The following is an 11,030-nucleotide window of genomic DNA, read 5'->3' as shown; positions in this document are numbered from 1 at the left end:
AGGGCCCTCGCGGCGGGGGGGGGGGGGGTCCCCCCCCCCCCGCCCCCCCTACGCGGCGCGGGGCCGTGTCGATGTGCGGCTCCGCCGCGGCGGAACGAGGTGGTCAGCGACCCCGAGGGCCGCCCTTGGGGAGCTTCATGCCCTTGGGCATGGGTCCCTTCGGCAACGGCATGTTGCTCATCAGGTCCCCCATGGCCCGCAGCCGGTCGTTGGTGGCCGTCACCTGGGGGCCGGTGAGCACGCGCGGGAGCTTCAGCATGGTCGTGCGGAGCTTCTTCAGCTCGACCTGGCCGTCGCCGTTGCCCACGATCAGGTCGTGCACCGGCACGTCCGCGACGATGCGGTTCATCTTCTTCTTCTCGGCGGCCAGCAGGGTCTTCACCCGGTTCGGGTTGCCCTCGGCCACCAGCACGATGCCGGCCTTGCCGACCGCCCGGTGCACCACGTCCTGGCTGCGGTTCATCGCCACCGCCGGAGTCGTCGTCCAGCCCCGGCCGATGTTGTCCAGCACGGCCGCCGCGGCGCCCGGCTGGCCCTCCATCTGGCCGAAGGCGGCCCGCTCGGCCCGGCGGCCGAACACGATCGCCGTCGCCAGCAGGGCGATCAGCAGGCCGAAGATGCCCAGGTAGACCGGGTGGCCGATCAGGAAGCCGATCGCGAGGAAGACACCGAGGGTGCCGATGCCGACGGCCGCGAGTACAAGACCGATCTTCTTGTCGGCCTTGCGGGTCATCTTGTACGTGAGGGCGATCTGCTTCAGTCGCCCTGCGTTCGCGGCGTCCGCCGCGATTTCCTTCCTCGCCATGCCACGAAGTCTACGTGCCCCCGGGAGCGCGGACGACGGCAGTGCCCGGCGGGAGGGAGCCGGGGGAGGGTCAGGGGCGGTCGGCGGCCTGCTCCAGGACCCGCTCGGCCTCGAAGCGGTCCTTGGCACGGCGGCGGTCCTCCAGGACGGAGGTCCAGGCGTTGCGGCGGGCGGTGCGCTGACCGCCGCTCATCAGCAGGGACTCGACGGCACGGAGCGCGTCGGTGAAGGACGGGATGGCGTTGGCGCGGACGGGTGCGGCCTGCATGATCGAGGTCCCCCCTCGGAGCGGTGGAGATACGGGGCGTGATACCAGAGTCACTGATTGGTGTTACCAGGGCGTGTCCGACCGGTCAAACGCCCATGAAGCCTTGGTGGGGCGGGTCGGAACGCCGACGCGGCCCCGACGACGCCCTCATCAGCGAGGACGGCCGGGACCGCGTCGACTCGGCCATTACTGGCCAGTAGGTGCTTGTGCGTGAATTCACACGCTTGGCTCAGACCGCCTGGACGGCGATGTAGGAGCCACGCTTCTCGACGGCCATCTGGTACAGGCGTCCGGCACGGTACGAGGACCGCACCAGCGGGCCGGACATCACGCCGGAGAAGCCGATCTGCTCGGCCTCCTCCTTCAGCTCCACGAACTCCTGCGGCTTCACCCAGCGCTCCACCGGGTGGTGGCGCACGGACGGGCGCAGGTACTGGGTGATGGTGACCAGCTCGCAGCCCGCCTCGTGCAGCTGCTTCAGCGCCTCGCTGACCTCCTCGCGGGTCTCGCCCATGCCGAGGATCAGGTTCGACTTGGTGACCAGGCCGTAGTCGCGGGCCTCGGTGATGACCTTCAGGGAGCGCTCGTAGCGGAAGCCGGGGCGGATCCGCTTGAAGATCCGCGGGACCGTCTCGACGTTGTGCGCGAAGACCTCCGGGCGGGAGGCGAACACCTCGGCCAGCTGCTCGGGGACCGCGTTGAAGTCGGGAGCCAGCAGCTCGACCTTGGTACGGCCGCCCTCGCGCTCGGCGGTCTGCTGGTGGATCTGGCGCACGGTCTCGGCGTACAGCCAGGCACCGCCGTCCTCCAGGTCGTCACGGGCGACGCCGGTGATGGTGGCGTAGTTCAGGTCCATGGTGACCACGGACTCGCCCACCCGGCGCGGCTCGTCGCGGTCGAGCGCCTCGGGCTTGCCGGTGTCGATCTGGCAGAAGTCACAGCGCCGGGTGCACTGGTCGCCGCCGATCAGGAAGGTCGCCTCGCGGTCCTCCCAGCACTCGTAGATGTTCGGGCAGCCGGCTTCCTGGCACACCGTGTGCAGGCCCTCGCTCTTCACGAGGTTCTGCATCTTCGTGTATTCGGGGCCCATTTTCGCCCGGGTCTTGATCCACTCGGGCTTGCGCTCGATGGGGGTCTGGCTGTTGCGGACCTCCAGGCGCAGCATCTTGCGTCCGTCGGGTGCGACTGCGGACACGACCGGCTCCCTAGCGATTGATTCTTCGGCGTTCCCCAGGGTACGCCCGTTGATTTGGTGGTTCGGAGGCGGTTGTCCTAGGCCGCCGGTGTCTTCTCGATCAGCCGCGGCTTGAGGTCCGCGTTCTCCAGGATGTCCTTCAGGTGCTTCTCCACCACCGGCACGACCTCCTGCACCGTGATGTCCCGGCCCAGTTCGTTGGCCAGGGAGGTGACCCCGGCGTCACGGATGCCGCACGGGATGATCCGGTCGAACCAGATGTTGTCCGGGTTCACGTTGAAGGAGAAGCCGTGCATCGTGACGCCCTTGGCGACCCGGATGCCGATCGCGGAGATCTTGCGGTCCTCGCGGCGCTGGCCCGCGTTGGAGGGAGCGTACTCGGGGCCGTTGAGACGGGGGTCGAACTCCTCGTCGTTCAGCCGCGGGTCGAAGTCCAGGGACAGCCCCCCGAGCGCGGGGCGCTGCTCGACCGGGTCGCCGAGCACCCACACGCCGCTACGGCCCTCCACCCGGGTGGTCTCCAGTCCGAACTCGGCGCAGGTGCGGATGATCGCCTCCTCCAGCCGCCGTACGTGCGCGACCACGTCCACCGGGCGGGGGAGCTTCTGGATCGGGTAGCCCACCAGCTGGCCCGGGCCGTGCCAGGTGATCTTGCCGCCGCGGTCCACGTCGATGACCGGGGTGCCGTCCAGCGGGCGCTCGCTGTCCTCGGTGCGCCGGCCCGCCGTGTACACCGGGGGGTGCTCCAGCAGGATCACGGTGTCGGGGATCTCGTCGGCGAACCGGGCCGCGTGCACCCGGCGCTGCTCGTCCCACGCCTCCTGGTAATCGACGGCATCCGCACCGAAACCCCTGCGGACGAACCGCAACTCACTCACGGCAAGCGCCTCCCTCGGCGATGGGTGTGTCAGGCATGTATCGCGCCCACGCCACTGTACGTCCGACCGGCGCACGTCAGCCCTGCGGATGTTCCTCACACGATCGGATGAATGTATAGCAAAGTGTGCGATCGTCTGCTCACTCTCCGCTACATTCGCGCCGTTCGTGAGGCCATAAGGGCTGCTCAAAGGCAATCCAGGCCCTTCAAGGGCCCGGAAGGCAGGAGACCGCACCGCAGATGACGGACCGACCCGCGCAGCGCACCCCCAACCGCCAGCTCGCCGCGCTCATCGCAGAGGCGGGGTTCTCCAACGCGGGTCTGGCTCGTCGCGTCGACCAGCTCGGCCTGGAGCACGGGCTGGACCTCAGATACGACAAGACATCGGTCACCCGCTGGCTGCGCGGGCAGCAGCCGCGCGGGACGACCCCGGCCCTCATCGCCGAGGTGTTCACCCGCCGGCTCGGGCGCCGGCTCACCGCCCAGGACCTCGGCCTGGACGCCTGCGCGCCGGTCTACGCCGGGCTGGAGTTCGCGGCGACCCCGGAGGAGGCCGTCGACATCGTCAGCGGGCTGTGGCGCAAGGACTCCGGCAGCCACGCCGAGCTGCGCAAGATCGCCTTCACCCCGGCCGGGCTGGTCGTGCCCAGCCGGGACTGGCTGATCGGGAAGGCCGACGACAAGGTGGCCCGCGAACCGGCACCCCGGGTGCCGCCGCAGGGCCGGCCCGGCGCGGCGAGGCCCCAGCCGGGGGTGCCGGTGCCGCCGCGGGCGCGCGGGCAGGCCGAGCGGAGCCCCGGGCACAAGGTCAGCGGCGGTGACATCGCCGCACTGCACTCGGTCGGCGAGCTGTTCCGCACGCTCGACGACCGGTTCGGCGGCGGCCACGCCCGGCAGGCGCTGGTGCGCTATCTGGAGCACGAGTGCGAGCCGATGCTCCGCGGCAGCTACGACGAGCAGACCGGCCGCCGCCTGTTCGGCGCCGCCGCCGACCTGACCCGGCTCGCGGGCTGGACGTCGTACGACATCGCCGCGCACGGGCTCGCCCAGCGCTACTTCGTGCAGGCCCTGCGGCTCGCCCAGGCGGCCGGTGACCGGGCGTACGGCTCGTACGTCCTGGTCACCATGAGCCGCCAGGCCGTCTACCTGGGCCACGGCAGGGAGGCCGTGCAGCTGGCCCGGGTCGCCCAGCAGGGGGTCGGCACCGGCGGCCCGCCGGTCGTCCAGGCGCTGCTGCACGCGTCCGAGGCGCGGGCGCACGGTGTGCTGGGCGAGGTGCGGGCGTGCACCGCCGCGCTGGTGCGGGCCGAGCGCGCCCTGGAGGTGGCCCGGCCCGGGGACGACGTGCCGTACTGGGCCCGGTTCTTCGACGAGGCCCAGCTCGCCGACGAGCTCGGGCACTGCCACCGGGACCTGCAGCAGTTCCGGGCCGCCGCCCAGCACGCCGAGCGGTCCCTCCAGCTCCGCGCCGCCATCCATGCCCGCAGCCGCCTGTTCTGCCGGATCGTCCTCGCCACCGCCCGGCTCGGCCTCGGCGAACTCGACCAGGCGTGCGCGCTGGCGGCGGAGGCCGCGGGCGCGGCGGCGGAGATGCGGTCCGCTCGCGCGGTGGAGTACGTGAAGGATTTCGAGCGGCGCCTTGAGCCCTATCGGGATGCGGCACCGGTGCGGGGGTATCGGGAGAAGGTCGCGGCGTTGGGGTAGGGGTCTCGCCGTAACTCCGATCGGTGTATTGCCGTGTGCGGGCGCGCTGTGGCTTGTCGTGCAGAGTTCCCCGCGCCCCTTAGGGGGCGCTGCCTACGCCGCCCTCGGCAGCGTCGGTGCCGGGTCGGCTCGGTGGAGGGAGCCTGTGCCCAGGTCCGCCAGGATGGCTGCTGTTGCCCTGTGGGCCGAGTGCAGGGCGCCCTGGACCGTGCTGGTGTCCCGGTGGTCGCCGCAGACGTACAGGCCCGCCAGGAGCCGTACCGGGCGGCGCAGGTCGTGCGGTGGGCGCATCGCCGGGACCGCCTCCGGGGTGTGGTGCACGGCCAGCGTCTCCCAGCGGCGCGTGGAGGTGCCGTAGAGGCGGGAGAGGTGGATGCGGACCGCCGTGTCCACACCCTCCGGCGGCGGGCCCAGCACCGTCGAGGAGATCAGCACCCGGCCGGCCGGGGCCCGGCTCGGGTCCACGCTGCTGAGCACCGCCGTGTGCGCCACCGGCCCGCCCCGGTCGGCGTCCAGCAGCAGCGAGGTGCCCGTCGAGAAGGCCGCCGCCGGGTCGTCCGTGGTGTGGTGGACCACCGTCACCGGATGGAAGTCCGGCACCCGCAGCCCCGGCAGCAGCTCGGCCGCGGCGCGCGCGTCCGTCGCCAGCAGCACCGCACGACAGCGGACCTCGCCGTGCTCGGCGGTGGTCACCGAGGTCGTGGACACGGAGGTGACCCGCACCCCGGTGCGCACGGTGCCCGGCGGCAGCGCCCGGGCGAGCAGCTCCGGCAGCACCTCCGCGCCGCCCTCCGGCACGCACAGCCGGCCGCTCGCGAAGGCGCGCAGCGCCAGGTCGGCGCACCTGCTGGAGGTGGTCAGCTCCGGGTCGCACAGCAGCGCGGCCAGCAGCGGGCGCAGAAACCCGTCGATGGTGCGCGCCGGCACCCCCCGCCGGGCGAGGGCCTGCGCGGCCGGCATCTCGGGGCGGCCCAGGATGCGTTCGACGGGGGTGACGGCGATCCGGCCGAGGGCGGCGCCGAGGCGGGCCTGGTCCACCGCGCCGCCCACGGGCGCGCCGGTCCGGCCGGGCGTGGCCGCCGTACTCCTGGGGGTGCTCGCGAGGGCACGCACCGCATGGAGCGCGCCCCGTGCGCTGCGTGCGCCCCTTGCGCTCCCGCCGGACGCCGGCGCGCCCGCGCGGTGGGTGCGGCCGTCACGGTGCAGCAGGACGCCCGGCGCGAAGCGGCGCACGGTCAGGGCGTCCAGGCCCGGGCTCAGCCGGAGTTCGGGGTAGGACGTGGACAGCAGCTGTCCGATGCGGTCGAGCCGGAAGCCGTCGATCTTCTCCGTCGACATGCGGCCCCCGACGTACGGGGCGGCCTCCAGGACAGCGGTGGTGATTCCTGCGCTGGTCAGCCGATGAGCCGCGGAGAGACCGGCGATTCCGGCTCCCACGATGACGACGTCCACCTGGTACGCGGGCTCAAGCACGAGGCCCCTCCTGTGGTTGCGCGGCCGGTGGAGACGTCATGCCCCCAACAGGCTCCAGGGATACCCGAGTTCGGGTCGAGGGTAGGGCCGTGATCGGTCAGGAACAGTCGCGCATCAACAGGGCACGGTCGCATAGAGGTCGCACTCGGTCACTTTCGTTCGCCGGTGTTGTCAGCCGGCTCATCCCGCCGCGCTCATCCCGTCGCGCTCACCCCGCCGCGGCGCGGATCGCCTCGTCGATGCCCGGGAACGCGAACCGGAACCCCGATTCCAGCAACCGCTTCGGCACCACCCGCTGGCTGCCCAGCACATCCCCGGCCATCTCCCCGAGCGCCGCCCGCAGCACCGGAGCGGGCACCGCGCACACCGTCGGCCGGTGCAGCACCCGCCCCATCGCCGCCGTGACCTCACGGTTCGTCAGCGGATGGGGAGCCGTCAGATTGAACGGCCCGGACAGGGTGTCCCCGTCCATGAGATGCCGGATCGCGGCGACCTCGTCGTGCAGCGCGATGTACGACCAGTACTGCCGCCCGTCGCCCAGCCGCCCCCCGAGCCCCGCCCGGAACAGCGGGAACAGCCGCCCCCAGGCCCCGCCGCCCCGCGCCACCACCAGCCCCGTACGCGGCAGCACCGTCCGCACCCCCGCCTGAGCCGCGGGCGCCGCCGCCTCCTCCCACTCCACACACAGCCTGGCGAGGAAGCCGTCGCCCGGCGGCGCGTCCTCGTCCACCACCCGGTCGCCGGTCACGCCGTAGAAGCCGATCGCGCTGCCGTTCACGAACACCCGCGGCGGCTCCGGCAGCGCGGCCACCGCCTCGGCCAGCGCCGCCGTGCCCAGCACCCGGCTCTCCCGCAGCAGCCGCTTGTACTCCGGTGTCCAGCGCCGGTCGCCCACCCCCGCCCCGGCCAGATTGACCACCGCGGCACAGCCGGTCAGCCCCGCCGCGTCCACGTACTGCCGGGAGGGGTCCCAGCCGACCTCGTCCGGGCCCCGGGGCGTCCGGCGCACCAGCCGCACCACCTCGTGCCCGTCCGCGGCCAGCGACCGCACCAGAGCGCTGCCGATCAGACCGGACGCGCCGGCCACCGCGATGCGTGAACGTTCCATGACCCCAGCATGACCGCACGGCCCGCCGGAAACCCCTGGGACGCACCCACCGCCCGCCCTAGGGTGATCGTCATGCCGGAACCCCTCATACGCATCGCCAAGACCGACGACGAGGACGAACTGGCCGTCCTCGACCGCGTCACCTGGTCCACCCTGCACGCCGTGGCTCCCGAGCCGCAGCCGCCCTACCAGCCGTTCTTCGACGAGCGGCACCCGGCGGAGGACTTCCTCGTCGCCGAGGCCGACGGGCGCGTCCTCGGCTATGTCCGCCTCGCCCACCCGACCCCGCTCGCCAGCAACGCGCACGTCCTGGCGATCCAGGGGTTCGTCGTCGCCGAGGAGGCACGCGGGCGGGGCGTCGGGCGCGCGCTGATCCGGGCCGCCGTCACAGAGGCGCGCAGCCGCGGCGCGCGGCGCCTCACCCTGCGCGTGCTCGGGCACAACACCCCGGCCCGCGCCCTGTACGAGTCCGAGGGGTTCGCCGTCGAGGGCGTGCTGCCGCAGGAGTTCCTCCTCGACGGCGCCTACGTCGACGACGTGTGCATGGGCCGCGCCCTGTGAGCCCTGGGAAGAGCCCTACGAACTGACCAGCTCGCCCGTGTCCACCGGCGCCGTCGCCGTGGCCGCGCGCCGGGCGTCGCCCGCCACCTCGGCCGCCGTCAGCACGTACCCCGTCTCGGCGTCCGAGGTGGAGCGGGCGAAGACCACCCCGAACACCCGGCCGTCCGTGGTCAGCAGCGGGCCGCCGGAGTTGCCCGGCCGGACCGTGGAGCGGATCGAGTAGATCTCCCGGGTGACCGTGCGGTCGTTGTAGATGTTCCGGCCGGTCGCCCGCACCCGGTTCGCGACCGTCGCCGCCTGGAGGTTCAGGCCCCCGTCCTGCGGGTAGCCCGCCACCACCGCCGAGTCCCCGCGCACCGCGCTCGTGTCGAACCGCAGCACCGGGGCGCGCAGCCCCGGCACGTACAGCACCGCCACGTCCCGGTCCGGGTCGAAGAGCACCACCCGGGCGCCGTACGCCGGCCCGACCCCGCCGACCCGCACGCTCGGACGGTCGATGCCGGCCACCACGTGCGCGTTGGTCATCACATGCCGCGGCGCGTACACGAACCCGCTGCCCTCACGGCCCTCGGTGCCCGCCGCCCCCTCGATCTTCACCGAACTCGCCTTGGCCGCGTCCGTCGCGGCCGGGGTCACGCTGTCGCCGGTCGGCCGGGCCACCCGGGCCGTCGACTCGTTCTCGAACGGGTTGAACACCTGCGGGAAACCCGCCTCCGCCAGCGCCGACGTGGCCCGCGAGAACCACGCCGGCGTGGTCTGCGGCATCGCCTCCTGCACCGCGCCCAGCAGCGTCGAGTTCCGTATCGCCGTCGTCAGCGTCTGCGACGGCGCCGCGGCCAGCACGCTCGCCGCCACCCAGGCCACCACCAGCACCGCGACCGAGTTCGCCGCCGCGCCCCCTATCCCGTCCGCCACCCGCAGCGGCCCCCGGTCCAGCTCCCCGCGCAGCCTCAGCGCCAGCCGGCCCGCCAGCTCGTGCCCCGCCACCGCCGGCCCCAGCACCGTCAGCACCGCGAGCACCGTGGCCGTCGCCGTACCCCGCTCCACCAGGCCCGTCACCCACGGCAGCACCCACACCCCGACGGCCGCCCCGCCCACGAACCCGGCCAGCGAGACGCATCCCGCCACCAGTCCGCGCCGGTAACCGGACACCGCGTAGACGGCCATCACCAGTACGAGCAGCAGGTCGAGCAGGTCCACGGAGCCGCCTTTCTCTCGGACCCCTCAGTACGGACGGGACCGGTCCGTTGATCAGCAACGCGCGCGGGAGGCGCGTGGCGTGTACCCCCCGGAAACGACCCGGACCAGGACGATGGTTCCACCAGGTGGCACAGCGCACATCGCGGGCAGGGCACAGCGACCCGAGAGTGGGATCATGCGTGTCGTCCGAAGAGCCCTGACGGCCCGGAAACCGCGTGCCGCAGGGACACCCCGCACACCTCGTGCCGCACGGCTCCACCGCGCGGTGTACGTGCTGCTCGGCTGCCTGCCCGGGGCGCTGGCCGTGGTCGCGCTGGCCCTGTGCGCCCGCGGCGTCGAGCAGGCCGTCCTGCCCCGCCCGGGCCGTTCCGCCGCGGCGGCGCGGGTGCCCGCCGCCCACCACGCGGCCCGGCCGCGCATCGTGCCCCGCGCCGCCTGGCTGGACCGCACCACCGGGCGCACCCAGCCGCCCCCGCGCTACGACGACAAGGTGGTCGCCGTCTTCGTCCACCACACCGACTCGCCCAACGGCTACAAGTGCGCCGACGCGCCCCAGATCATCCGCCACCTGTACGCCGGCCAGACCGGCGCCCGCCGCTGGGACGACATCGGCTACAACTTCCTCGTCGACCGCTGCGGCACCATCTACGAGGGCCGCGCCGGAGGCGCCGACCGGGCCGTCACCGGCGCCCACACCCAGGGCTTCAACCACCGCACCGCCGGCATCGCCGCCCTCGGCACCTTCACCGCCGGCGTCCCCGTGCCCCGCGCCATGACCGACGCGATCGCCGCCCTGGCCGCCTGGAAGCTCGGCCTGGCCGACGTCGACCCGCGCGGCCGCACCCGGCTGGTCTCCAGCAGCGGGCTCAGCCGCTACAAGGCGGGCACCACCGCCGCCCTGCCCGCCCTCGCCGGCCACCAGGACGGCTACGCGACCAACTGCCCCGGCGCGGCCCTCGCCGCCCGCCTCCCGGCGATCCGGGAACAGGCCGCCCTCCTCCAGGGCCGGGCGCCCACAGGAAGGCCATAGACGGCCCGCAGCCCGCTCCGAGCCCCGCGCCCTACGGTCGAGCGCGACACAAGCCGACCGGAGGGCGGGGACAGATGAGGATCACGCACAGCGGTCGTCACGGCGGCCGTACCGAGTCCGCCGGGGGACGAACCGACCGGACCCGGACCGCCCGCCGCCCCGCTGCGCGTCACGTCCTGAACCGCTCCCACAGGCGGGGAAACCGCTGCGCGAGCACCCGGTCGTCCTCCAGGTCCAGCGGGGTGCCCTCCGGCTCGGCGGGCGCCGGGGCGATGCCCAGGTCGGGCGCGACGGTCCCGGTCAGCTGCTCGTACGCCTCGTCCGCCGCGTACCCCAGCTCCTCGCCGTCGCCGTCGATCTCCTCGTCGAACTCGCCCAGCAGCTCCGCCAGCGCGTCCGGTTCGTGCAGGGCGCCCTCGAAGACGTCCCGGCCCTGGCCGATCAGCCAGCACCGGAAGAAGTCGAACGCGTCGTCGCTGCACCCGTCGAGCAGCAGCCAGGCGGCGCCCCACAGGTCCCAGCGGTAGGCCCGGTTGTAGCGGGCCTCGAAATGACGGGCGAAGTCCAGGACCAGCTCGGGGTCCAGCCGGAGCAGCCGGTCCACGAGCGCGTCGGCCTGCTCCTCGGGGTCGCCCTCGGCGGCCTGCCGGGTGGCGTCGATCAGCTCCCAGAACTCCGTCTCGTCCATCACGGAACCAGCATCGGGCCTCGGCCGGTGGGCCGCACGCGGAGTCCCGGGGATCTCATCGGCCCTCCCTACGGCGGTACAGCGCGGCGAGGCGGGCCGTGTCCGCCGTGAAACGGTTCCG

11 protein-coding genes are annotated in these 11,030 nt (G+C 73.4%); 3 read left to right on the top strand and 8 right to left on the bottom strand.

Features of this window, described 5'->3' with window-relative positions; all coding sequences use genetic code 11:
• Window positions 1-103: 103 nt before the first annotated feature.
• The 4 genes from ABZ937_RS40000 to lipB all read right to left on the bottom strand — a co-directional run bounded on the left by ABZ937_RS40000 (window position 104) and on the right by lipB (window position 3,146).
• Window positions 104-805, bottom strand: coding sequence for a DUF4191 domain-containing protein (locus ABZ937_RS40000; RefSeq protein WP_361699832.1), 702 nt, complete (start codon window positions 803-805; stop codon window positions 104-106).
• Between the two features lie 70 nt (window positions 806-875).
• Window positions 876-1,073 (bottom strand): hypothetical protein, encoded by a 198-nt coding sequence (locus ABZ937_RS39995; protein WP_361699829.1) that lies wholly within the window; start codon window positions 1,071-1,073, stop codon window positions 876-878.
• Between the two features lie 229 nt (window positions 1,074-1,302).
• Window positions 1,303-2,268, bottom strand: coding sequence for a lipoyl synthase (gene lipA, locus ABZ937_RS39990; RefSeq protein WP_361699826.1), 966 nt, complete (start codon window positions 2,266-2,268; stop codon window positions 1,303-1,305).
• 77 nt (window positions 2,269-2,345) lie between these two features.
• Complete coding sequence (gene lipB / locus ABZ937_RS39985; RefSeq protein ID WP_361699823.1) at window positions 2,346-3,146, bottom strand: lipoyl(octanoyl) transferase LipB; 801 nt, start codon at window positions 3,144-3,146, stop codon at window positions 2,346-2,348.
• 239 nt (window positions 3,147-3,385) lie between these two features.
• Between lipB and ABZ937_RS39980 the strand changes: the two genes are divergently transcribed.
• Entirely contained in the window at window positions 3,386-4,849 is a 1,464-nt protein-coding gene (locus tag ABZ937_RS39980) for a regulator (RefSeq protein WP_361699821.1), read from the top strand.
• 93 nt (window positions 4,850-4,942) lie between these two features.
• Here the strand turns inward: ABZ937_RS39980 and ABZ937_RS39975 are convergent, their stop codons facing one another.
• Complete coding sequence (locus tag ABZ937_RS39975) at window positions 4,943-6,322, bottom strand: NAD(P)/FAD-dependent oxidoreductase (protein WP_361699818.1); 1,380 nt, start codon at window positions 6,320-6,322, stop codon at window positions 4,943-4,945.
• A 208-nt stretch (window positions 6,323-6,530) separates the two neighbouring features.
• Complete coding sequence (locus tag ABZ937_RS39970; RefSeq protein ID WP_361699816.1) at window positions 6,531-7,430, bottom strand: TIGR01777 family oxidoreductase; 900 nt, start codon at window positions 7,428-7,430, stop codon at window positions 6,531-6,533.
• A 72-nt stretch (window positions 7,431-7,502) separates the two neighbouring features.
• On the opposite strand from ABZ937_RS39970, the gene ABZ937_RS39965 reads away from it, so the two are divergent.
• Window positions 7,503-7,991, top strand: coding sequence for a GNAT family N-acetyltransferase (locus tag ABZ937_RS39965; protein WP_361699813.1), 489 nt, complete (start codon window positions 7,503-7,505; stop codon window positions 7,989-7,991).
• 15 nt (window positions 7,992-8,006) lie between these two features.
• Here the strand turns inward: ABZ937_RS39965 and ABZ937_RS39960 are convergent, their stop codons facing one another.
• Window positions 8,007-9,191 carry a MarP family serine protease gene (locus tag ABZ937_RS39960; RefSeq protein ID WP_361699810.1) on the bottom strand — a complete coding sequence of 395 codons (1,185 nt, stop codon included), beginning with the start codon at window positions 9,189-9,191 and terminating at the stop codon, window positions 8,007-8,009.
• 175 nt (window positions 9,192-9,366) lie between these two features.
• Here ABZ937_RS39960 and ABZ937_RS39955 point away from each other — a divergent pair, with 175 nt between their 5' ends.
• Window positions 9,367-10,221 carry a peptidoglycan recognition protein gene (locus tag ABZ937_RS39955; RefSeq protein ID WP_361699808.1) on the top strand — a complete coding sequence of 285 codons (855 nt, stop codon included), beginning with the start codon at window positions 9,367-9,369 and terminating at the stop codon, window positions 10,219-10,221.
• Between the two features lie 169 nt (window positions 10,222-10,390).
• Here ABZ937_RS39955 and ABZ937_RS39950 read toward each other — a convergent pair whose 3' ends face one another.
• Window positions 10,391-10,909: a DUF4240 domain-containing protein gene (locus tag ABZ937_RS39950; RefSeq protein ID WP_361699844.1), complete on the bottom strand. Its 519-nt coding sequence runs from the start codon at window positions 10,907-10,909 to the stop codon at window positions 10,391-10,393.
• Window positions 10,910-11,030: the final 121 nt, after the last annotated feature.

The sequence above is a fragment of the Streptomyces sp. NPDC046727 genome (assembly GCF_040645635.1).
GTDB lineage: Bacteria > Actinomycetota > Actinomycetes > Streptomycetales > Streptomycetaceae > Streptomyces.
Note: the sequence above shows the minus strand (reverse complement) of the source record. Positions and strands in the feature narration are given on the sequence as shown.